This window comes from Photobacterium sp. GB-210, assembly GCF_003026075.1.
Classification (GTDB): Bacteria; Pseudomonadota; Gammaproteobacteria; order Enterobacterales; family Vibrionaceae; genus Photobacterium.
In genome coordinates this window covers 26,164-47,928 of the sequence record NZ_PYNU01000023.1, presented here as the reverse complement: position 1 = coordinate 47,928, position 21,765 = coordinate 26,164, and the positions used below count along the sequence as shown (strand labels likewise).

At 39.9% G+C, this 21,765-nt stretch carries 24 protein-coding genes; 18 read left to right on the top strand and 6 right to left on the bottom strand.

The window, feature by feature from the left end:
- Window positions 1-7 precede the first annotated feature (7 nt).
- The 15 genes from fliQ (at window position 8) to C9J38_RS22100 (ending at window position 13,131) form a co-directional block, all read left to right on the top strand.
- A complete protein-coding gene (fliQ, locus tag C9J38_RS18550; RefSeq protein ID WP_107208376.1) occupies window positions 8-277 on the top strand; it encodes a flagellar biosynthesis protein FliQ in 270 nt (89 codons plus the stop codon).
- Window positions 277-1,053: a flagellar biosynthetic protein FliR gene (gene fliR / locus C9J38_RS18545; RefSeq protein WP_107208375.1), complete on the top strand. Its 777-nt coding sequence runs from the start codon at window positions 277-279 to the stop codon at window positions 1,051-1,053. Before fliQ ends, fliR begins: the two co-directional genes overlap by 1 nt.
- Window positions 1,050-2,177 (top strand): flagellar biosynthesis protein FlhB, encoded by a 1,128-nt coding sequence (gene flhB, locus C9J38_RS18540; protein WP_107208374.1) that lies wholly within the window; start codon window positions 1,050-1,052, stop codon window positions 2,175-2,177. The genes fliR and flhB overlap by 4 nt, the downstream gene beginning before the upstream one ends.
- Window positions 2,178-2,216: 39 nt before the next feature.
- Window positions 2,217-4,310: a flagellar biosynthesis protein FlhA gene (gene flhA / locus C9J38_RS18535; protein WP_107208373.1), complete on the top strand. Its 2,094-nt coding sequence runs from the start codon at window positions 2,217-2,219 to the stop codon at window positions 4,308-4,310.
- A gap of 32 nt (window positions 4,311-4,342) precedes the next feature.
- Window positions 4,343-5,173 (top strand): EAL domain-containing protein, encoded by an 831-nt coding sequence (locus C9J38_RS18530; protein ID WP_107208372.1) that lies wholly within the window; start codon window positions 4,343-4,345, stop codon window positions 5,171-5,173.
- A 233-nt stretch (window positions 5,174-5,406) separates the two neighbouring features.
- Window positions 5,407-6,276, top strand: a complete 870-nt coding sequence (gene lafA / locus C9J38_RS18525) for a lateral flagellin LafA (protein ID WP_107208371.1) — start codon at window positions 5,407-5,409, stop codon at window positions 6,274-6,276.
- A gap of 267 nt (window positions 6,277-6,543) precedes the next feature.
- Window positions 6,544-7,878, top strand: coding sequence for a flagellar filament capping protein FliD (gene fliD / locus C9J38_RS18520; RefSeq protein WP_107208370.1), 1,335 nt, complete (start codon window positions 6,544-6,546; stop codon window positions 7,876-7,878).
- A 13-nt stretch (window positions 7,879-7,891) separates the two neighbouring features.
- Window positions 7,892-8,287, top strand: a complete 396-nt coding sequence (gene fliS, locus C9J38_RS18515) for a flagellar export chaperone FliS (protein WP_107208369.1) — start codon at window positions 7,892-7,894, stop codon at window positions 8,285-8,287.
- Window positions 8,274-8,576, top strand: coding sequence for a hypothetical protein (locus tag C9J38_RS18510; RefSeq protein ID WP_107208368.1), 303 nt, complete (start codon window positions 8,274-8,276; stop codon window positions 8,574-8,576). Before fliS ends, C9J38_RS18510 begins: the two co-directional genes overlap by 14 nt.
- A 3-nt stretch (window positions 8,577-8,579) precedes the next feature.
- A complete protein-coding gene (locus C9J38_RS18505) occupies window positions 8,580-9,659 on the top strand; it encodes a flagellar hook-length control protein FliK (RefSeq protein WP_107208367.1) in 1,080 nt (359 codons plus the stop codon).
- A gap of 23 nt (window positions 9,660-9,682) precedes the next feature.
- The gene (fliL, locus tag C9J38_RS18500) at window positions 9,683-10,168 is read left to right on the top strand and encodes a flagellar basal body-associated protein FliL (protein ID WP_107208366.1); all 486 of its coding nucleotides are present in this window, start codon (window positions 9,683-9,685) and stop codon (window positions 10,166-10,168) included.
- A 10-nt stretch (window positions 10,169-10,178) separates the two neighbouring features.
- Window positions 10,179-10,907, top strand: coding sequence for a FliA/WhiG family RNA polymerase sigma factor (locus C9J38_RS18495; RefSeq protein WP_107208365.1), 729 nt, complete (start codon window positions 10,179-10,181; stop codon window positions 10,905-10,907).
- Between the two features lie 9 nt (window positions 10,908-10,916).
- Complete coding sequence (gene motA / locus C9J38_RS18490; RefSeq protein WP_107208364.1) at window positions 10,917-11,774, top strand: flagellar motor stator protein MotA; 858 nt, start codon at window positions 10,917-10,919, stop codon at window positions 11,772-11,774.
- Window positions 11,774-12,772, top strand: a complete 999-nt coding sequence (locus tag C9J38_RS18485) for a flagellar motor protein MotB (protein WP_107208363.1) — start codon at window positions 11,774-11,776, stop codon at window positions 12,770-12,772. Before motA ends, C9J38_RS18485 begins: the two co-directional genes overlap by 1 nt.
- A gap of 65 nt (window positions 12,773-12,837) precedes the next feature.
- Entirely contained in the window at window positions 12,838-13,131 is a 294-nt protein-coding gene (locus C9J38_RS22100) for a hypothetical protein (protein ID WP_107208395.1), read from the top strand.
- Here C9J38_RS22100 and C9J38_RS18475 read toward each other — a convergent pair.
- Entirely contained in the window at window positions 13,128-13,403 is a 276-nt protein-coding gene (locus C9J38_RS18475; protein ID WP_107208362.1) for a hypothetical protein, read from the bottom strand. The two genes, C9J38_RS22100 and C9J38_RS18475, sit on opposite strands and share 4 nt — an antisense overlap.
- Window positions 13,404-13,574: 171 nt before the next feature.
- Entirely contained in the window at window positions 13,575-14,270 is a 696-nt protein-coding gene (locus tag C9J38_RS18470) for a class I SAM-dependent methyltransferase (protein ID WP_199187102.1), read from the bottom strand.
- A 448-nt stretch (window positions 14,271-14,718) separates the two neighbouring features.
- Here C9J38_RS18470 and C9J38_RS18465 point away from each other — a divergent pair, with 448 nt between their 5' ends.
- Both C9J38_RS18465 and C9J38_RS18460 read left to right on the top strand, forming a co-directional pair.
- Window positions 14,719-15,000 (top strand): hypothetical protein, encoded by a 282-nt coding sequence (locus tag C9J38_RS18465; protein WP_105062575.1) that lies wholly within the window; start codon window positions 14,719-14,721, stop codon window positions 14,998-15,000.
- Between the two features lie 71 nt (window positions 15,001-15,071).
- Window positions 15,072-15,779, top strand: a complete 708-nt coding sequence (locus C9J38_RS18460) for an SDR family NAD(P)-dependent oxidoreductase (protein ID WP_107208360.1) — start codon at window positions 15,072-15,074, stop codon at window positions 15,777-15,779.
- Between the two features lie 1,323 nt (window positions 15,780-17,102).
- On the opposite strand, the gene C9J38_RS18455 is transcribed toward C9J38_RS18460, so the two are convergent.
- On the bottom strand, window positions 17,103-17,999 hold the full coding sequence (locus C9J38_RS18455) for a permease (RefSeq protein WP_107208359.1): 897 nt from the start codon (window positions 17,997-17,999) through the stop codon (window positions 17,103-17,105).
- 110 nt (window positions 18,000-18,109) lie between these two features.
- Here C9J38_RS18455 and C9J38_RS18450 point away from each other — a divergent pair, with 110 nt between their 5' ends.
- Window positions 18,110-18,406, top strand: a complete 297-nt coding sequence (locus tag C9J38_RS18450; protein WP_107208358.1) for a helix-turn-helix transcriptional regulator — start codon at window positions 18,110-18,112, stop codon at window positions 18,404-18,406.
- Window positions 18,407-18,423: 17 nt separating this feature from the next.
- Here C9J38_RS18450 and C9J38_RS18445 read toward each other — a convergent pair whose 3' ends face one another.
- The 3 genes from C9J38_RS18445 to flgK are packed head-to-tail and all read right to left on the bottom strand — an operon-like array spanning window position 18,424 to window position 21,765.
- A complete protein-coding gene (locus tag C9J38_RS18445) occupies window positions 18,424-19,473 on the bottom strand; it encodes a flagellin (protein ID WP_107208357.1) in 1,050 nt (349 codons plus the stop codon).
- A gap of 14 nt (window positions 19,474-19,487) precedes the next feature.
- Window positions 19,488-20,387 carry a flagellar hook-associated protein FlgL gene (gene flgL / locus C9J38_RS18440; RefSeq protein ID WP_107208356.1) on the bottom strand — a complete coding sequence of 300 codons (900 nt, stop codon included), beginning with the start codon at window positions 20,385-20,387 and terminating at the stop codon, window positions 19,488-19,490.
- 10 nt (window positions 20,388-20,397) lie between these two features.
- A complete protein-coding gene (gene flgK, locus C9J38_RS18435; RefSeq protein WP_107208355.1) occupies window positions 20,398-21,765 on the bottom strand; it encodes a flagellar hook-associated protein FlgK in 1,368 nt (455 codons plus the stop codon).

Here is a 21,765-nt window from a genome sequence, read left to right as displayed (position 1 = left end):
GTAAATGATGACCCCAGAGCTTGCTGTCGATCTATTTTCTAATGCAGTTTGGCTAATTATTAATATGGTAATGGTACTTGTTATCCCGGGGTTATTAGTCGGGTTAGTGATTGCCGTTTTTCAAGCCGCGACCCAGATCAACGAGCAAACCTTAAGTTTTCTCCCTCGTTTAATCATGACTTTGCTGATGGTGATTTTTGCCGGACATTGGATGCTAAGACGCTTAATGGAATTATTTGATTACCTCTTTTATAACATTCCGGGAATGATTGGCTAATGGCTATCTCGTTTGCAGAGCTTAACGCCCTTCTCGCTCAGTTTTGGTGGCCGTTTTTTCGCATTGGGGCTGCCATGTTAGCCATGCCATTTTTTGGTGATGCGTTAATTCCTATTTGGGTACGCGCTTTATTAGCAGTTGCTATCAGTTTTATTGCCGCGCCACTGATGCCAGCTATGCCCACGACAGATTTACTTTCTCTCTCGGCACTTATGCTGGCTTTTGAGCAAGCAATATGGGGGCTGTTATTTGGCTTAATTATCCATTTCCTATTTTCCATCATGACATTGTTAGGTCAGATCATTTCACTGCAAATGGGCTTAGGGATGGCAATGATGAACGATCCCGTTAATGGTGTTTCAGTCGCAATTCTTGGGCGAATGTTTTTACTGTTTTCTACCTTGTTATTTCTGGCTTTAGATGGGCATTTATTGGTTATTGATATTTTAGTGCAAAGCTTTACCTCTTGGCCTGTAGGCAGTGGGTTGGCTCTATCTTCAGTAAAACAAATACTCGCACTTTTTGGTTGGATGTTCAGTTCAGCCCTTGCCATCGCTCTGCCCGCTATTGTTTCAATGCTTCTGGCTAATATCAGTTTCGGGGTCATGAACCGCGCCGCGCCTAGTTTGAACGTATACGCATTAGGCTTTCCTATGACCATGTTGTTAGGACTGTTTAGTGTCTTAATTTCTGTCAGCGGTGTACCAGCGCGTTATGTCGAGTTAGTCCACTACAGCCTAGATCAGCTTCAACTCTATATTTCGGGAGGCGCATGAGTCAGTCATCGGCACAAGATAAAACTGAAAAAGCCACTCCGCAGAAGATCCGTCAGGCCCGAGAGCAAGGTCAGATCCCACGCGCCAAAGACTTCACAGCAGCTACGATTTTTATTGCGGTTGTGGTTTTCTTTTATTTCCAAATTGATGCGATTTGGCAGGCGCTGAATGGCGTATTTACATTGAACATGACAATCTCTCGTGATGATTTACGCTCACCTTGGCTAGCGATTGAAGCATTAGGCACAAGCTTAGCCATTATTATTCAATTACTACTGCCATTATTTGGTTTAATTCTAATCACCACTATCGCCAGCAGTTTACTGATTGGTGGTTGGCTATTCTACCCTGCAGGCGTATTGCCAAAATTATCAAAAATCGATCCCATTGCGGGGATAAAAAGGATGTTTTCAACCCGATCTTTGGTTGAGCTTTTAAAATCGACACTCAAAGTCTGTGTGATTTTCCTCCTGCTCTATCTCTATCTTGATGCCAATTTAAGCCGCTTATTAGGGATGCAAAACTTGCCACTAAAACAAGGCGTGTCATTAATTCTGACGATTCTCTTTCATGGTATTTTGCTGATGGGCGTGGCGCTATTGTTATTTGGTTTAATTGATATTCCCTACCAAAAATGGGAGCACGCCAAAGAGCTGAAAATGACCAAACAAGAGCTGAAAGAAGAATTTAAAAACAATGAAGGTAGCCCAGAAATCAAGCAACGCATTCGTCAAATTCAACAGCAGTTCGCCCGAAGAAAAATAGATAAAGCAGTGCCTAAAGCTGATGTGGTGATCGTCAACCCAACCCATTATGCCGTTGCGATTAAATACGATACCACACTGTCTGAAGCGCCCTTTGTGGTAGCAAAAGGCATAGATGAAACGGCGATGCATATTCAAACCATTGCCAAACAGCACGATGTTGAGATCTTACATTCACCACCATTAACGCGTGCGATTTATCACAGCACCCAGATAGAGCAAGCGATCCCAAGCCAGCTCTATGTCGCTGTGGCGCATATATTAACTTATGTTTTACAGCTTAAAGCCTTTCGACAAGGTAAAGGAAATCAACCACAAACGTTACCCAATTTTGTTATCCCAAAACATTTACAGCATTAATTTCAGCGCATTTTTACCGGATTGGATGAAGGACTTCACATGTTAAATTGGCTCACAACACTCAAACAGTCGAGTAAAGGTTATATCGGTATTCCTATCGCCTTACTGATGATTCTGGCAATGGTAATTTTGCCATTACCTCCTATGCTGCTCGATGCCTTATTCACCTTTAATATTGTCTTGGCCATCTTGGTATTGTTAGTCAGTACCACAGCAAAAAGGCCGTTAGACTTTTCTGTTTTCCCCACCATTCTATTAGTCGCGACATTAATGCGACTCACTTTGAATGTGGCCTCAACACGTATTGTATTACTGGAAGGTCACAATGGTGGCGATTCAGCAGGTAAAGTGATCCAAGCTTTTGGTGAAGTCGTTATTGGCGGTAACTATGTTGTGGGTATGGTGATTTTCGTGATTTTAATGATCATCAACTTTGTGGTGATCACCAAAGGTGGCGAACGTATCTCTGAGGTAGCAGCCCGTTTCACCCTTGACGCCCTACCCGGTAAACAGATGGCAATAGATGCGGATTTAAACGCGGGGATTATTGACCAAAACCAAGCAAAACAGCGCCGTCGTGATGTTGCCAATGAAGCGGATTTTTACGGTTCAATGGACGGTGCTTCAAAGTTCGTTCGTGGTGATGCCATTGCGGGTTTATTGATCCTATTTATCAATATCATTGGTGGTATCAGCATCGGTGTTTTTGAATACGGACTCAGCGCTTCTGATGCTTTTAAAACTTACGCCTTACTGACCATTGGTGATGGTCTTGTCGCGCAAATTCCTTCACTGTTATTAGCCACCTCTGCCGCTATTATTGTCACTCGTATTAACGACAGTGATGATGACATGACGCAAGCTATGCAGAACCAACTGCTTGCCTCGCCTGCAACCTTATTCACTGTTGCTTCTGTGATGGCCATCATAGGTATTGTGCCAGGCATGCCGCACTTGGCATTTTTCAGCTTTGCCGCAGTATTAGCCTTTGCGGGCTGGCGACAATATAAAAAACCTCACCACCACCAGCAACTCGACGAAGTTGAAGCCGTTTCTCAAGCCATGCAACTCGACCACGAAACGCCATTAACATGGGATGATATTCCTCATGTTCAAAGTATGTCGTTATCGCTCGGTTTTCGTTTAGTTCATCTGGTGAATAAAGAACAAGGCGCGCCACTCACCCAGCGTATTCGCGGTGTTCGTAAAAATCTTTCTGAGCAAGTCGGCTATTTGCTGCCTGAAGTGAATATTCGCGACAACCTAAGCTTAAAACCGAACCATTATACTATTGCCGTTCATGGCGAGATCATTGAACAAGGCAGCATTGAGCCTGAGCGTTTAATGGCTATTGCCGTGGGTGATACCTATGGCGAAATAGATGGCATCCTTGGTCACGATCCTGCTTATCAACTCCCTGCGGTATGGATTGAAAATAGCAACAAAGCAAAGGCCTTGAACATGGGCTACCAAGTCGTAGATGACGCTACCGTCATTGCCACTCACATAAGCAAAGTGATGAAAGTACATTTAGCCGATTTGTTTACCCATGATGATGTGGATTTTATTAATCAACGTTTGGCGCAACAGGCACCCAAATTGGCGGAAAGTTTAAGTGCTGCATTAACGCCTGCTCAGCAACTGAAGGTGTATCGCCAATTACTCATTGATCAAGTGCCGCTTAAAGATATCCGTACCATTGCCAATACCATGTTAGAAGCGTCTGAAAACACCAAAGATCCAATCTTAATTGCTGCTGATGTGCGTTGCAGCTTACGCCGTACCTTGGTGAATCTACTCAATGGTGATAAGAAAGATCTTAACGTCTATGCCTTATCCGATGAACTTGAACAGATGCTATTAACATCGCTCCAACAAGCACAAGCCAGTGGCAATGTGATGCTAGATAGCTTTCCAATTGAGCCAAATATTTTAAGCCAATTTCAACAAAATATGCCGCTTGCGAAGCAACAATTAAAACAGCAAGGCGCAGCCCCTGTGTTGCTAGTAATGCCACAATTACGACCACTGCTATCTCGCTATGCGCGTACTTTCGCCCAAGGCTTAGCAGTATTGTCTTATAACGAAATTCCTGAAAATAAGAATATCAATATCATTGGCAACTTAGGTTAATTCATTCCCGTGAAATTGAACGAGGACGAGCTATGACAACTCAACACACATTACACACCATGGACGAACTTTACAGCTATATTCAAAGTATTATCCCATCGTTAACCCGCAATAACGACGATGCGATCCTACTTGACGCATTTGAGCAAAACGATGTTAGTCATGTCTGTCAGGCTATTCGCGAAACCACCACCAATCAAGTCACCTACCAACACCTAACATTACGTTTTGGTAGTAATAACGAGCAAAGTGTTTACCAATTTGATGTTTCTAAACCTGTACAATTTCTGTTTGATCTCTATAGCTTATATTTAGCCGTCCGCCATATTGAGTTTCAGCTATCGACTTTCCATAAAGATATTATTAATCCGTTAGTGGTGCCGATAAATTCAGAAACGCTATCATGGCCTATTGGACAAGGCTTTATTAATCAGGTTTTTCAACATCATTCCGTTGCAATGCAATACATTATTCCCTGTGTTCAACTTCATGACATGGAAAATAGTGAATGCCATAACGTAATGACATTAAATGCAAATTTAGAATCATTAAAAAAGAAAGCGGTTAAACTCTGGATAGATATTATTCCACCCACCCGCTATTTAGAAACAATAAAAAACATTAAACCTGATGCAATTAAAACGTCGCATATTCTCAATGATGATCATAAGCGCTCAGGCCTGATTCCCGTCATTCGTTTTATCCGTAAAAACAATACATTATTTATTGCTGGACGAGTGGGAAGCCAACACGAACTCAATCAATATCGTCTACTTGGCGCGCAATATTATTTCGGTTATGTCAGTGATATACCAATGTCGGTATCAATGAAAAAAAAGGTTGCGAATAATAATCAAATATAAAACCATGACTTTTATATCTCTACATCCCCTTAAAAATTAATGAGGTTTTCTTATTTAATATCAACACGATTTAATAAGAAAACCTCATTTATTTGGCTCAATATCAAATTTATTCTCCAATTCTTTTATTTTTTGAAAATATTAAAAATAAAAATTAATGATCTTTTCCAACTGACCGCATAGATACAGTGAGCAGGAAATACCTCGATAGATTGATTACAAGGAGAACTATCATGGCTCTATCTATGCACACCAATTACGCATCACTGGTTACACAAAATACACTGAGCAATACTAGCAATTTGTTAAACACAGCAATGGAACGTTTAAGTACAGGTTTCCGTGTAAATTCAGCTGCAGATGATGCTGCTGGTCTTCAAATCGCAACACGTCTAGATGCGCAAACTCGTGGCATGTCTGTAGCTATGCGTAACTCGCAAGACGGTATTTCAATGATGCAAACCGCTGAAGGTGCGATGGATGAAATGACTAACATCGTCTACCGTATGAACGACCTTGCGACACAGGCATCAAACGGCACAGTATCAGCCAATGACCGTGTAGCTTTGGACGCAGAATTCCAACAGCTTGGTGAAGAGCTTGCCAACGTAATGGCATCAACCAGCTTTGGTGGACAAGATATTTTGACCGATGCAGGCTCATTTGGTGCAGGCGCAGTCAACTTCCAGATTGGTACTCAATCAGGTGATCAACTAGCTGTTGATGTATCAACTGAAGTACAAGCCGTGAATGCAACTATTGGTACTTCAGGCGCATTAGCTTTAGGTGATTTGACTTCTGCAGCTAACGCGCAAACAGCACTAACGACCCTAACAGGTGCTAACGGTGAAGCGGGTTTACTGAAAGAAATTGGTGATGCACGTTCAGCACTGGGTGCCAACATTAACCGCCTTGACCACACTATCACTAACCTGGGCAATATGGTTGAGAATGTATCTGCAGCCAAAGGTCGTATTGTTGATGCTGACTTTGCTGTTGAATCTTCAAGCATGACTAAAAACCAAATGTTAATGCAAGCCGGCACAACGGTACTTTCACAAACTAACCAGTTACCGGGTATGGCAATGTCACTACTTCGCTAAACTGTAGTTTCTTTTTCCTAAGCCTCCTTCGTGGAGGCTTTTTTGTAGCCATCATTAAATATCAGTAAGTCGGTATGTCGGAAAGCTAGCCATTAGTAACCCTTTGGTTAATAAACGGAACATAGGAATAAAGCAGGAAATAACAAACGGAAATCACATTTCCGCCACCTAACGCGACAATCATAACTACCTGTTTTTAAATGCTTTATATCGAGAAAGTTTTGGCATAGCTCTTGCCAATATAAATAGTCACTTAAGGAGCAATCAATGAATTCGTTAGATCCTATTCAAATGGCCACTCAACTCGCCACCTTTGATGTACAGCCATTTCAGCAGCGGTATCAATTACAAGCTGATAAGTACCAGAGCCAATTAAGTGCATTGGGTAAAGTAGAATCTGCCCTACGTGATTTTCGCGCAACAATTCAAAGCATCAACAGCTCAACTGCCAGCATTATTCAAAATAAAGCGACATTAAGTGACGACAGCCACTTTTCCGTCAGTGCAAATGCAAAAGCGTTAAGCGGCAATTATCAAGTCTTTGTTGAGCAAGTTGCCAGTGCCCATCAGGTCAAAACTGATATGCCAACAAACTTGGAGTCAACAACGTCTGTACCTAATACAGGAACCCTTTCATTCACTGTCGATGGTCAGACTCTAGATCTTGATCTTTCGACAATAGATAGCGATGGTGACGGGCAATCCACCATATCAGAGCTCACTACAGCAATTAATAACCACCCCGATAACCCCGGAGTCAATGCCACGTTAGTTCGTACCAGTGGTCAAACTCATTTCATGCTAGCAAGTAACGAAACAGGGATTGCGAACACATTAAGTGTTTCTTCGAGCACAGGCACAACATGGTTTGATGATGCTTTTACTAACTTAACTGAAATAAGTGCGCCACAAGATGCAGTGATTTGGCTTGGTGCGGAAACCACGGGCTTAAAACTAACCAATAGCAGTAATACGTTTTCCAATGTTATTGATGGTATTGATATTACTGCAACCAAAGCACAAACCTCTGGTGATACAGCCATTTCTATGGCTATCGATGCCGATCAAGATGCCACCTTGGAGCAAGTTAATTCATTTATTGAAAGCTATAACAAGGTGATATCCAACCTTGATAGTTATACCCAAACAGGGTCAGCAGATACCAAACGTGGTGCACTGGCAAATGATCCCACTCTTCGCTCAATAGAATCGCAATTAAATAACCTTTTACGCGATCAATTTGAAGGCAAGAGGCTGTCTGAAATTGGGATCAGTATTAACCGCGAAGGCAAACTTGAAGTTGATAAAGATACCTTTAAAAACGCACAACAAACCATGGGTTCAACCATTGAATCCATGTTTAACGGTGACGGTAATTTATTCGATTCATTAGAAGATTCACTTAAGCCTTTTCTCCAATTTTCTTCAGGCATGTTTACTTCTCGCAAAGATGCCCTGAGAAACAACATCGATCGTATCGACGATAAACAAGCCAACCTTGAACGTAAATATGACATGGCTTACACCCGCTACCTCAAACAATTCACCCAAATGAATCAAATCATGACCCAAATGCAGCAAACCCAAGGTTTATTTGGTTAAAAGGAGTACAACAATGTTAATGCAAGATGCAGGTTTTAATTCATATCAACAAGTCGACTTGGATGCACAAGCCGCTTCAGCCTCCCCTCATCAATTAGTTTTAATGCTTATTGATGGCTTTCAAGATGAACTGATCCGTGCACAAGGACATATCGAAGCAAAACGACTCGATGCCAAGGGGATCAGTATCAATAAATGCATGAATATCTTAATAGGGCTAGATAGTGCGTTAGATCTAGAACTTGGCGGCGAAGTTGCAGCTAATTTGCATGATCTTTATGAGTTTTGTCAGCTTGAGCTTTACCAAGCAAGTGTCAAAAACGATCTCTCCCACCTCGATAATGTCACTTTAGTGATGAACAATATTCGAGAAGGTTGGCAAGGGTTTGGGCAGCATGCAGCCAAATAATTCCATATCGCTCAAAGTACTCACAGCAAAAATTCAGCAAGCTGCTGAGACTGAAAATTGGTCTCGCTTACAGCAGCTTGATGAAGTGTTACGTGCGCTGTTACTACCACTTAAATCAAAACCTAAAACAGCGCAACAGCAAGGACAAATAACGGCGTTAATGGCTGCACATCGCCAAGCCTATCTTGCGTTACAACAAGCACAACAAATACTGCAACACAAAATAGCAACTGCTGACAAGGAAAAAGAACGCCTTGAGGCTTATCAGTCAGCCAACAATATGGAGTGAACGATGTTAATTAATACTGCGCTCACCAAAATTGACAATGTATCGTCATCATCTGATATCAAACAAGCTGGGATGCTTGTTGAAAGCTCAGACGCTACGGTAGGGCAAGAAGGTTTCTCGCAAACATTACAAATATTTTCTCAGCAAAGCGAAAGTACGTTACCAGAGCTACTATCAGGCAATGCCAATACAACCGATCTTGAACAGCGAGACTCTGCATCAGCACCGCAACATCAAACATTGCTGCCGATACCGCCAAGTGAAATTGAAATAGCCGTAACTACACCAACCATTGGCAATTTTCCACTTAATCACTTAGCTACACCATCAACAACAAGCACACTATCCTCTGCTTCATTTGCGCAGAATGCATTATCAAGTTCTCATCAGGTGCTAAACGGTGTCAATACATCTGCGCTTAACCACGCAAACAATCCTATTAAGGAAGTCATCGCACCACTAACTATAACTTCACTACCCAGTTCTGCCTTAGAACAAATGTCATCGTTAAACGCGGTAAAAATACCGCTTTTCAATGGTGAAATGCCTGCACCACAATTGGTTCAAAATCTTACCGCAGTCGAACAAGTTTTATCTGCTCAAGCACAAACACAAACACAAACCAACATAACGGTTAATCGTGTGAATTGGGCTCCCATAAGTGTTGATCCTCAATCTTCACAATGGGGTGAGAAAATGCTGAATATTCTACAAGATCGCGTTTCTCTTCAAGCGACACAAAACATGCAAGAAGCACGTATTCGTTTAGATCCACCAGATCTTGGCAAGCTTGATCTGATCGTCAAAATGGATGGCGATAAGTTGAATGTTCAAATCAGTGCTAATAACAATGCAGTACGTGATGCACTTAACCAAGTCTCTGAACGTTTACGTCATGATCTCCAGCAGCAATTTGTCAGTGTCGATGTCAACATCAGTCACGGTAAGCAAGATTCCCATTCAGATCAAACCGCACAACATTCAACCCAAGATGATAACGATCACAGGGTAATCACTTCCACGTCATCTGCAGACGTTGAAACATCGACAACCAATGAGCATTGGCTATCTACGCTCGCATAATTTTCTTATTTAGGATCAGGATGATGACTAATAAAAAAACACTTTCTAACCTGTTTATTATATTGCTGATCAGCATTATTGTTGCTATTGCCACTTTTAGCGCCACTCTATGGTATAGCCAACAGAATACGTCCACTCCAAACATCGATGTATGGTTCACAAACGTCTTTGAATCAGAGCCAGAAGCTACGGCACAACCTGCCTTTCATCCTCTCGATAAGGTCGTTGTTAGTGTAAAAGGTGAACGCCAAACTCATTATGTGATGATTGAGCTAGCAGTCCAAACCCACTATCCCGAACGAATAAAACAAATCGATAGCTACATGCCGCTCGTTCGCAATGCATTACTCAAAATGTTCAGCAAGAAAAAGTATGAAGAGTTACAAAACCAACAATCTATCGATCAATTACAGCAAGAAGTAAAACAAACCCTGACCGCAGCCTTTGCCAATACCACGATCGCTCGTGATATTGATGATGTGCTTTTTACCAAATACGTCATTCAATAATGAGGTGAGTATGCTTGATCACAACCCAACCACTCACTATAACCTCGACACGGCCCCATCGCCGCAACAGCATCATATTGATGAAGATTTATTAATCCGTCATCACCTTGTTTTAGTAAAGCGCGTGGTTAATCAACTTCGTCACCATACTAGCCCACATTGCAGTTATGAAGACATGCAGCAAATTGGATTAATTGGGCTGTTAGAAGCGGCGCGACGTTATGGCGATGTCGAAGATCCTCAATTTCCAGCATTTGCTGTATGTCGTATTCGTGGGGCGATTTTAGACGAACTGCGACGATTAGATTGGCGTTCTCGTCATACACGCCAACAAGCTCATGAGCTGAACGACATCACCCGTGACTTAATGAAACAACTTGGCCGACAGCCCACAGAAGCTGAGATCACATCTGCGCTTGGTATTGATAGTGAAAATTATCAACTGCGTTTACAAGCCAGTATGGCAAGTGAAATGCAAAGCCTTGATCAACTGCTAGAGGCCGGTAAAGAGCTAGATGCACCGTTGGAATATAACGGTGTTGAACATGAACATATGCGTCGCACACTGGAATACGCTTTAACGCAATTATCAAAACGAGAGCAGTTATTGCTGACCCTGTTTTATCAACATGAACTCAATCTACATGAGATCGCGTTAGTGCTAAACCTTACTCCACCGCGTATTTGTCAGCTGCATAAACAAGCACTGAAATCCCTCAATCACTATTTATCGGCTTAGGAGCTGTATATGCAAAAGTTAATCGGTGCCATCATCATTATTATTTGTGTTTTTGGTGGCTATGTTTGGGCTGGCGGAAATTTACGTGCAATTTGGCAACCCGCCGAGTTTTTAATTATTGCCGGAGCAACATTGGGCTCCTTGATCATTGGTAACCCACCGCATGTTTTAAAGGAAATGCGTCAGCAATTTCGTCAAGTACTCTCGCCTCGTAATAATGAGGCTCAGTACTACATGGAATTAATGGCATTACTGCAAACCTTGCTTGATACCGTTCGTAATAAAGGCTTTAAAGCACTCGATGAGCATATTGAGTCGCCTCAAAGCAGCACGATTTTTAATCGCTACCCTCTCATTAAGCATGACCATCATGTTATTTCTTTCATTACAGACAATTTACGTTTAATGGCAATGGGACAAATGTCGCCTTATGAACTTGAAGGGTTACTAGAACAAGAAATCAGTGCAATAGAAGAAGACTTACTCTTGCCTTCGCGTTCTATGCAACGTACCGCAGAAGCCTTACCTGGATTTGGTATTTTGGCAGCGGTCATGGGGATCATCATTACCATGCAAGCCATTGATGGCTCTATCGCCATGATTGGCTATCACGTTGCTGCCGCATTAGTCGGTACTTTTCTTGGAATTTTTGGCTGTTATTGCATTCTAGATCCTGCCAGTAATGCCATGGCACAGCGTGTTAAACGCAATATGTCAGCATTTGAATGTATAAGAGCAACACTTGTCGCCTATGTCGCTAAAAAGCCGACCTTATTAGCTATTGACGCAGGAAGAAAACATATTCAGCTAGACATTAAACCTACATTTAACGAAATGGAGAGGTGGCTAACTGAACAGGAGGGATAATGCAGAACACAGAGCAGATCGTCTTTAAACGTGCAACAAAACGACATTCACATGAACATCACGGTGGCGCATGGAAAGTCGCTTTTGCTGATTTTATGATTGCTCTTATGGCACTATTTTTAGTGCTTTGGTTAATGCAAGTGGTTGATCAAAAGGAACGTAAAGCCATTGTTGCTTATTTAAATAGTGCCAGTGTTTTTGACGAAGGCGCTGGCAATCCTTTTGATACCGCCAACAGCTTATCCCCTATTGATTTCGGTGGCGAAGCTGCCGATCTAAGTTCTCACAATGCAGCGATGACAATAAAATCGTTTTTTGATGGTAACGGTGATGGCCCTGAAAGTGATGCGTTAATTCCAGGTAGTTTTGAAACCCAAGCGCAATTAGCGATCCTTGCTTCAGTTGTTGAAGAAACCGCTAAGCAAGTATCAGCTCAAGGTAATATTTCAGTTGATGTGACACCGCAAGGGTTGAGGATCATTTTACAAGATGACTTCAAACAAAATATGTTTCATCGTGGCAGTGCTGATTTAACGCCCTTTTTTGAAGATGTATTATTAAACATTGCCCCTATTTTTAAACAAATCAGCAATTCACTGATCATCAGTGGCCACACAGATGCGACTCCGTTTAAACGCCAGTTTAGTAATAGATCAAACTGGGAACTCTCTTCTTCCCGTGCCAATGTCGCAAGACAGACGCTGATTGCTGGCGGCATGCCAAGCAATCGAGTACTTCAAGTTGCAGCAATGGCAGAACGTGCCCTACTGAACAAACAATCCCCTAATGCCAGTGAAAATCGTCGAATTGAGTTATTTATCTTAACGACACCCGCAGCCAGTGTTGTAGATGCTCTTTTTGGTACAGGAAATCCTGATAACATTGTTGATAAAGCTTACGAAAAAGCGCGTCTTAATCAACCCGTGCTACGAAGCGACTATATAAACCATTCAGTCACCCAACCAAAAGAAATACAGCCCGTCGTGTCTAATTTATAAGCTATATTTTATAAATATTGAATACAATGCTTGGTTTTGGTGAGATTTTAGTGGATGTGTGCCCAATGACTCATACACAAATAAAACAGCGTAAAGCTGATAATTTACAAAAGACTTTTCTATGGCTGATCGTCATTGATTATGTTCTGCTGTCTTTTTTTCTATTTCAGCTTGGTTCGCTCGATTTACGTACTGGCACAATGATCAGCCTGTTATTAATCTTTTATAATGGTTTGTTAGCGTTTTTTTGTTTTCATCGCGCGAATAGAATAGATGATAGCTACATTATTTACCCTATCATCTCGGCTATATTGCTCGCTTTCGTCTGCTTCTTGTATTTCTTCTTTTTAGTGGCTTAACGTCGACGACAAAAAAATCTTACCACTATTTTCCCCAGCCAAAAGCTAACCGCAAACAATGAGATAAAAAAGACACTACTACATGCGTACGCCCACATAGCAGATAAACGAAAGAAATATCCAAAGCTAAATGCTATGCCATTAAATGCTTCAAATGGCATCTGTAACCATGGCGTATTGGAAGAACTTCCTATTGTTGCAACGACACAAATTAAAACAATGCAGGCAATACATAAGCCCAGTTTATTTTCGACATGCTTCATTTTATTCATCAGCTCAGTATTCGTTATTGTGTTTCATAAACGAATATATAAATTACCATAGAATGACTTCAGCATTAATTGAAGCAAGACAATTAAAGAAATAGAAAAATACAAATGGATAAATCTAAAACGGGTTACCCAGCAGTCATCATTAATCACTGCTGGATGCCCCTTTAATCGTTACTTCTTCACACACACGACGATTGCATTACCTGATTCCCCATTCCAAGGAATAAGTTTCTCGTAGTCATGTTCAAACATATGAACATCGAAATATGGCTCAAGTAGTGCTTGAAGTTCAATAAAGCTCACCGCAACCATTGGATGCTCATCATGCCAAATTTCAGTATTGAGTGTGTCGGCTTTTTCAATACTCAATTTCAGCGCTTGTTTCTCACCTTCACCTTGATAATACCAACCAGAGCTAAAAGTAAAACGACTGTTATCATGTTCCACACTGTGGCTGACAAAGTAATTATTGTTGATTAAGTTCTTTTCAACCGCATTGAAACAAAATATACCATCTTCTTTTAATGCCGCATGTGCACTTTCAATACAGCGCGTTAAATTGACAAGACCGTCACTGTAATGAATGGAATATAAAAAACAGGTAATCAAATCCAATGGCTGATCAACTTTAAATTCGCACATATTCTGTAAAACAAAGTCGGCTTCTGGACAGCGAAGTTTTGCTAGATCAAGCATTGGCTGATTGATATCTAAGCCAGAACTTTGAAAACCATGATCAATAAAGTGACGAACATGAGGACCTGTTCCACAGGCAAGATCTAGATGTCGCGTACCTTTATTACCAAATAATTGGTGAAGTCGACGAACACATTCTGCTTGGGCTTGGTAGTTAATATCTGCACACATGAGATCGTAGTAAGAAGATAGATCAGTGTACAGCGCAGTAGAAGATGTTGTAGTCAATTCGATATACCATACAGGAGTAATTGACGCGGATAGTATAGTAATTACTAATCGTTAAAAAACACACTTCTTTGTCGTAACGATAAATATGATTAATCAAAAACCGCGAGATCAATATTGCTTGGATGTATTCCAAAAACGCTAAGCTAAAGCTCACCTAATACATCAGATTACATTTTATTTTTTACATCCCGTTACAAAATAAAACGTGAGTTCAAAGCCTTGCTTATAAACTCACCTTTCACATAGGATAAAAGCATACTTTTACAGCTAAATTTAATTAGAACGCTATAGCTAAATATTATTTCAATGTATTAGCAGCACCAAAGACGTATTACTCAAACTTTCGTTTTCAATTTTTATACGCTTGGTGAAATATAAGGGAATAATTATGGCGATTAAATTTCAGTTTTTTACGCTTAACAACGACAGAAAACAATACACTTTTATAGATATGTCATCTTCGACATTTCTGAAAGAGAAAGAAGCATTACTGTCTCAAGGCTTTGAAGTGTTAGATGATGTGATTTATGCAGAAACAAGTGAAGAAGCAGTAGAGCACTATAAGTCGAACTTCATCTACGTATTAGAAGAATATAACAAAGCTGATAATCCCTTTTATAGTGTATTACTCATTTTCGAATCTATTCGAGATTACTTTAAGCGTAAGTAATTAAAACAAAACTATTTAGCTAAACTCATCGTATAGATACTTTGTTATTTCAATACGATGAGTTTCTCTTTATGCATATATTGATATTAGGTGGCACAGGTGGCATTGGTTCAGCCTTAATAAAAGCATATCTAAGCCAAGATGCAGTCAATCATATCCATGCGACATACCACAACAGCCATCCAACTATTGAATACCCTCAACTTACTTGGCATCGTACTGATGTCAGCAAAGATTCTGATGTGGCTAAATTATCAGAAACAGTTGGCCAGCTTGATATCGTGATCAATACGGTTGGCATGTTACACAATGGCGATATGATGCCAGAAAAAACGATTACTCAATTTGATAGTGATTTTTTCAATCAAAATATCGCAACGAACGTATTACCTACACTGCTCATCGCTAAGCACTTATCTCCTAAATTAAAATCAAAAACATTGAATTACTTTGTTACTGTTTCGGCAAAAATTGGCAGTATTGAAGACAATCATTTGGGTGGATGGATAAGTTACCGAAGTTCAAAAGCAGCATTAAATATGGCTTTGAAAACCATTAGTATTGAATGGAAAAATAAAAAATTTAATACCTGTGTATTCGCTTTTCACCCTGGCACGACAGACACAAACTTATCAAAGCCTTTTCAGCGCAACGTGCCAGAAGGTAATTTACAAACGCCAGAAAAAGTCGCTGCAGCATTAATTAGCTTGCTACAGCGACTGAGCTTAAAAGATAATGGAAAATTCTTCAGTTACGATGGCACTGAAATTCCATGGTAGTTAAAAAATTATCCATACTAATAAGAAGTGGCCACTACCCACTTTCCTGATTCAAAAGGGGGACGTACTACTGGCCTTGGTATTGAGCATCTACAGGTCCAAAAGCTGCTGCATAATATTCGGCACCAGCAGAAACGGCACCATAAACAGCATTTTGTATAAAACCGCCATCACCTCCAGCATCCACTCTTGATATTTCATCTACAGTTAAATTATTCCTTCTATATTATAAATACACTACAATCATTTAAAATTATAATATAAAAATATCATACACATTCTCGTTACATTAACGAATAACTCTTTTATGACAACAAACTTTTGAAATGAACATTGGTATAAACGCCACTATTGATATTAATATTAATTTAGTAAAGAAAGGAAATTTAGAAATTACAATAAAACTTATACAAACAGATGATATTGCAATGTAAAAATAATAAGAATTTTTAAACTTTATTTCAGAATTACATTTAGAACACACTACCTTTTTTCGAACAGATAATTTATATAAATCATATATACTTATCGTTTTATTAAAACAGTTAGGACAACTTTTCATTTGTAGTCTCTTCTCCTTATATATCAAGAAATAAATTTTCACCTTCATTCCATGACATTGGTTGGAGAACATACCTATTTTCAATCATGAAATCTGAATAAGTATTGTCATCAACCCATGCCTACGTAACCAGAATATTCTAACTTTCCTTTCTCTCTTATTAAGAAAAATTGATCATGAAGAATTGCAGGTTTAACCCAGTTCAAGAAAGAAGATATATTCACATTACTATTTTTTTGTTTTTAATAGCAACTTCAATCAAAAGACCAATTTAATAACATATTTGTTCTTTTCCTTTTCCTGTTTGATTCCTATCTAAAAACAATGAATTTCTTTTACTAACAGGGACTTTAATAATCGCGATCAAGGATTTAAACCATTTAGTTGATTAACTTAAAACTAATATTATCAAGGTATTTAATAATCAAAAGTTATTTATCAAAATGTATCTAAAATATTAGACGCAATTCATAGATAAAATTTTTATTACACCCCTCTTTCAAAAAGTAATAATAAAAACATATCACCAAATAAAAACAGATTTAAAGCACCTTTAACTACTTAAAGGTGCTTTAATACGCAATATTAATATTTAATTTAATATTTATTCTTATTAAATGTTAACCATAAAGCGTCAACATGATATAAAAAACCAGACAAAACACACGCGTCATAAATATGTAATATTTAATTCACAATAATACTATAAAGATAATGGAAAATTCTTTATCTACGATGGCACTGAAATTCCATGGTAAGGATTAAAAAATCCAGCTATATAAGTAACCTGAACTCATAGCCATGGTTAAAACAACCGCAACAAAAGCAATAATCATTGGTGTTTTAAATATTGATTTCAATAAGATAACTTCTGTTAAACTTGCGCCAGCACTACCAATAATTAATGCCATCACCGCCCCTAATCCCATTCCTTTTGCAGCTAATGCGGCACTTAATGGAATGACAGCTTCTGCACGAATATATAATGGAATACCAATGACAGCCGCTACCGGAATGGCAAATGGATTATTATCACTTGCTATTTTTGCAATGAATTCAGTTGGCATAAAACCATAAATAAATGAACCAATAGCAATACCACCGATTAAGTATGGCAGTACTTTTTTGAAATCTTTCCATGTTGTATTCCAAATTTTTTTCCATTTATTGGTTTCAACTTTCACTCCACCATAGCTTTTAGCACCACATGATGATTCAGGTTCAATATAGGCTTCTGGTTTTACAAAGCGCTCAAAATTGAGCTTTTCTAATAGCACGCCGGCAATAACAGATACACCCATCGCCATCACAAAATAGAATGCCGCAACTTTAATACCAAAGGTTACAACAAATAAGCCAATGATTACGGGGTTAAGCAGTGGACTCGCGAAAAGGAACACCATCATAGTGCCAAAACCCGCTTTAGCTCTGAGTAATCCTTTTAAGAACGGAATTGTCGAACAAGAACAAAACGGAGTAATAGCTGCTAATAATGCAGCAACAACATAACCCTTACCTTTCTTTCCGCTTAATATCCTCTGAATTTTTTCCGGTGGTATATAACTTTGTAACACACCAACCAAAAAGCTAATCAACAAAAACAGTAGCGTTAATTCAATAGCCAAAAAGAGGAACATCTCTAACGTATCTTTTAACATCACAACACCAATCTATATTTCTAGAATAATCGAAATATAGTTGATCTCTATTGGATAGATCAAGTTATTTCTAGTATTATCGAAATATAAAGTCAGTAAGGGTAGTAACAATGGATACAGAGATCATCGCTAAAGCATTTAAAGAATTAGGACATCCGACACGATTGATGATTTACAAAACAGTGATTAGAGCAGGTCATCAAGGTATTGCAGTAGGTGGTTTACAAGAAAAATTGTCCGTTCCAGGCTCAACCCTCTCTCATCATATTGCTGGGCTGGCTTCTGCTGGACTCATTTCACAACGCAGAGAAGGACGAACTTTGTTTTGTGTCGCTGAATACCAAAAACTAGAATCAGTGATGGCATATCTGCAAGATGAATGTTGTGCTGACGAAAATCAGCAATAAACATGCAGTCAGTGACATTATTTCAATAAAGCGACAACCGTATGACGATGTACATTTGCTTGTGCTGCTAAAGAGCGATACGTTGCACTAAATTGCTGGTTTCCAGCCCCCGAGAGTTGGCTAAGCTTTTCTTCTACTTGCTTAACATCTCCCAGCGACGTGTTTGCCTTCGCATCTGCCATTTGTTTAGCCAATACCGCCTGATAAGCTTTGATATCATCAAGGCTTTGTTGCACTTGCCGTAAATGTTGGTTCACTTTTACTAAAGTATCGCGAATTTGCTCACGGTTATTAAAAGTAAATTGACTATCTTCAATACCTTCTGGCTCAGGCTTAATCGTGAGTGTATTGGCCTGTCCTGCAGGGTATCGATGCCCTTGACCAATAACCTGTACTTTTCCTTCCAACCCTTGAAAGCTTTGCTCATTGGTTCGAAATACAATATCGCCGTTATCTTGTTGCGATGCTCGAAGACCAAAAGGGATTACATGACGATCTATTTGCGAAACTAAGGCTTTATCGCTTAATTTCGCATCCATATTCACAACAACCGTTCCTAACTGTTGAAAGCTTAATTTAATCAGTTCACTGTGCTCTCGCTGACGCTGAACATTCAGACCGGGAACAGAAAATGTACGTGTTATTGGTCTATCAATATTAACTTTAAGCTCTGCATCAATAACACGAAGTCCGTCGCTCTTAGCGTTATTCAATGTGTGTTTTATCGAATCAAGATGATGATTCGCATTGCTTTGAGCTGACGGAGAAACTGCGCGTTGAGCAATAAGCTCAGTACTTAAGATCTTCTTTATGGCTTGTAAGTCACGCCCTACAACGCCTAAAGCTTGTTGTGCTATTTGTACCGATGTTACTTGCTGCTGCCCCTTGGCAAGTAAGGTTTTAGAAACCGTATATCCATCTTGCTGATAGCTTAATTGTTTTAAGTTCGAACCCGCAATTTTCTTGGTATCGATTGTGTCTGCGGCTGACGGAACAATGGCAGCTTGCTTGCTCGCATTAGCAAAATTTATACTCTGAGTTCTGACTTCCGATGTACTTGTCACCATAATTCTTTGCTACCTTACAATCGCTTAAACAATGAAAGGTCGTTAATTTTCATATAGCTTGCCTGTGTAGCCTGAAGCGCAGCCATGTAATTATTTAAACGAACCGATGCTTCACCATAATCCAACGCTTCTAGATCATTGGTTACGGCTTCAACAAATAACTTATTATCACCATGGCTGGTTTCCATTAAATCTAAATTATTATGGCGCCCACCAATATCGGTTACTGCTGCTAATACATTATCATGCGTCGTATCTAGAGTATTTAACGTTGCTTGTAAGGTGTTATTGAGATTTGCTGTCGGGGCTTGTAACTCGGTTATCGCGGCGTCAATCTGATTTAAGATATTATTACCGCCAAGATCGAGCATTTCTTGTGAAGCAAAATTGGCTTCCATCGTAACGCCTTTGGCTACCGTCACTACCCGCTTATCACTATTACCTTCAAAAATATAACCACCAGCAGGTTGTGCTGTAATCGCTGGGACATCACTTTGAGTACCGGAAAAAAGGTAATTACCCTCTTCATCTTGAACATTAAATGAAGACATAAAAGCATCGCGTAAGCTGACTAATTTATTCGCATAACTTTCTCTATCAGCATCTGAGATGGCACCATTTGACGCTAGTAACAACGTATCTCGCATATCTTTTAACGTATCACTTGCAGCCATTAAATGAACTTCTTGCGACGATAACGCGGTTTTCACATTATTAATGTTGTCTTGGTACTGATTTATCGCGCTATTTTCACGATCTAAATTCAATAAGTTAATAGAATCAATTGGGTTATCAGATAATTTGAGTAAGCGCTGACCAGTCGACATCTGCGCTAACACTTCCCCTAAGCCTTGGTTATTCTTTGATAGGCTAGTTAACATTAGCTGGCTAAATTGCGTATCACTGACTCTCATCATTCATCCCTTACAATAATCGTAATACTGAGTCGAACAGTTCATTGGCTGTACTGATCACTTTCATGTTTGCTTGATAAGCATTAGTAAATGTCATTAGGTTTGCCGCTTCTTCATCACTGTTAACCGCACTTAAATTATCTCGTGCTGCATTGGCTTGACTAAATAAGGTTTCTGCGGCTTTTTGATCAACGGCGGCTTGTCGCGTTTCTATTGCCGTTTTACCCACCATAGAAGCAAATGCATCATTCAAGGTCACACTCCCTAACCCTGTGATCGCCATTGGTTTCGTCGACAAATTGATCAAGGCTTGTAACGTATCACTGTTACCCGGTGTCCCATCTGAAGATAATGCCAGCTCAGCCGGTGTGATCGCGGTGATATCAAGGCTGGCCGCTGGTGAATTGGGATCGAATGAAAACAATGCTTGGCCTGGATTACCGTTTAAATCAAAACCCGTCGCGAGTACCTGATTAAATTCGGTTGCTAGGTTTTGTGCCATCTCATCAAGGGCTTGTTGGGTCGGTTTTAAGGTGTCTTTAAGATAGCTATCAAATGCTCCTAACTGCCCTCCTAACTCACCTGTAACTGCAAAGGTTTGCCCAGAAAAATTAATTTCAATATTCTTAATAAACGGCTCATTAACTATCGGAGTCGATTTTAATTGCGCAGCATCACTACCTAAGATCAAGGGCTGACCCGATGCCAGAGTGACTTGTAGGCTACCATCTGGTTGCTGGGTTGAACTGATCTCTACTACTTCAGATAGTTGTTTAATTAATACATCACGTTCATCAATAAGCTGAGAAGGATTACCGCCTGTCGCTTGTGTCTCAACAACGCGATGGTTTATATCAGCAATGTTGTTCATTAAGCTATTAGCATGCTCAATCGACGCCGTGGCCTTGTCACTGATACGTTTACCTTGACCATGTAAAGATTCAGACAAGGTATTAAAGCGACGAGATAACGCTTTAGCTTCATTAATAATTTGCTGGCGATTAGGGGTAGATTCAGGTTTAAGCGTCGCGTCATTTAGCGCCGAATATAAAGAATCAAGACCAGCACTAATGTTAAAGCCCTCGCCACCTAAAAGGCTTTCGAGCATCGTCATATTGTCTAAATTCGCATTGCTTGCTGCTTGTTGACTGGTTGCTGCCCATGTTTGCTTTACAATAAATTGGTCTGAAATACGACGTATGCTGGCAACGTCAACACCACTTCCCGCACTTAATATATCGTTGCCAGCAAGAGCACTCATCATTGCCTGCTGTCGACTAAATCCTGGCGTATTAACATTAGCAACATTATGAGCAGTAACATCAAGCGCCGTTTTATTGGCATTTAACCCTGTTAAACCAATATTAATCATATTCAT

What these genes read in the sequence shown, in the direction of transcription:
- fliQ (WP_107208376.1), top strand. Translation starts at nt 8, where the DNA reads ATGACCCCAGAGCTTGCTGTCGATCTATTTTCTAATGCAGTTTGGCTA.
- fliR (WP_107208375.1), top strand. Translation starts at nt 277, where the DNA reads ATGGCTATCTCGTTTGCAGAGCTTAACGCCCTTCTCGCTCAGTTTTGG.
- flhB (WP_107208374.1), top strand. Translation starts at nt 1,050, where the DNA reads ATGAGTCAGTCATCGGCACAAGATAAAACTGAAAAAGCCACTCCGCAG.
- flhA (WP_107208373.1), top strand. Translation starts at nt 2,217, where the DNA reads ATGTTAAATTGGCTCACAACACTCAAACAGTCGAGTAAAGGTTATATC.
- C9J38_RS18530 (WP_107208372.1), top strand. Translation starts at nt 4,343, where the DNA reads ATGACAACTCAACACACATTACACACCATGGACGAACTTTACAGCTAT.
- lafA (WP_107208371.1), top strand. Translation starts at nt 5,407, where the DNA reads ATGGCTCTATCTATGCACACCAATTACGCATCACTGGTTACACAAAAT.
- fliD (WP_107208370.1), top strand. Translation starts at nt 6,544, where the DNA reads ATGAATTCGTTAGATCCTATTCAAATGGCCACTCAACTCGCCACCTTT.
- fliS (WP_107208369.1), top strand. Translation starts at nt 7,892, where the DNA reads ATGTTAATGCAAGATGCAGGTTTTAATTCATATCAACAAGTCGACTTG.
- C9J38_RS18510 (WP_107208368.1), top strand. Translation starts at nt 8,274, where the DNA reads ATGCAGCCAAATAATTCCATATCGCTCAAAGTACTCACAGCAAAAATT.
- C9J38_RS18505 (WP_107208367.1), top strand. Translation starts at nt 8,580, where the DNA reads ATGTTAATTAATACTGCGCTCACCAAAATTGACAATGTATCGTCATCA.
- fliL (WP_107208366.1), top strand. Translation starts at nt 9,683, where the DNA reads ATGACTAATAAAAAAACACTTTCTAACCTGTTTATTATATTGCTGATC.
- C9J38_RS18495 (WP_107208365.1), top strand. Translation starts at nt 10,179, where the DNA reads ATGCTTGATCACAACCCAACCACTCACTATAACCTCGACACGGCCCCA.
- motA (WP_107208364.1), top strand. Translation starts at nt 10,917, where the DNA reads ATGCAAAAGTTAATCGGTGCCATCATCATTATTATTTGTGTTTTTGGT.
- C9J38_RS18485 (WP_107208363.1), top strand. Translation starts at nt 11,774, where the DNA reads ATGCAGAACACAGAGCAGATCGTCTTTAAACGTGCAACAAAACGACAT.
- C9J38_RS22100 (WP_107208395.1), top strand. Translation starts at nt 12,838, where the DNA reads ATGACTCATACACAAATAAAACAGCGTAAAGCTGATAATTTACAAAAG.
- C9J38_RS18475 (WP_107208362.1), bottom strand. Translation starts at nt 13,403, where the DNA reads ATGAATAAAATGAAGCATGTCGAAAATAAACTGGGCTTATGTATTGCC.
- C9J38_RS18470 (WP_199187102.1), bottom strand. Translation starts at nt 14,270, where the DNA reads ATGTGTGCAGATATTAACTACCAAGCCCAAGCAGAATGTGTTCGTCGA.
- C9J38_RS18465 (WP_105062575.1), top strand. Translation starts at nt 14,719, where the DNA reads ATGGCGATTAAATTTCAGTTTTTTACGCTTAACAACGACAGAAAACAA.
- C9J38_RS18460 (WP_107208360.1), top strand. Translation starts at nt 15,072, where the DNA reads ATGCATATATTGATATTAGGTGGCACAGGTGGCATTGGTTCAGCCTTA.
- C9J38_RS18455 (WP_107208359.1), bottom strand. Translation starts at nt 17,999, where the DNA reads ATGTTAAAAGATACGTTAGAGATGTTCCTCTTTTTGGCTATTGAATTA.
- C9J38_RS18450 (WP_107208358.1), top strand. Translation starts at nt 18,110, where the DNA reads ATGGATACAGAGATCATCGCTAAAGCATTTAAAGAATTAGGACATCCG.
- C9J38_RS18445 (WP_107208357.1), bottom strand. Translation starts at nt 19,473, where the DNA reads ATGGTGACAAGTACATCGGAAGTCAGAACTCAGAGTATAAATTTTGCT.
- flgL (WP_107208356.1), bottom strand. Translation starts at nt 20,387, where the DNA reads ATGAGAGTCAGTGATACGCAATTTAGCCAGCTAATGTTAACTAGCCTA.
- flgK (WP_107208355.1), bottom strand. Translation starts at nt 21,765, where the DNA reads ATGAATATGATTAATATTGGTTTAACAGGGTTAAATGCCAATAAAACG.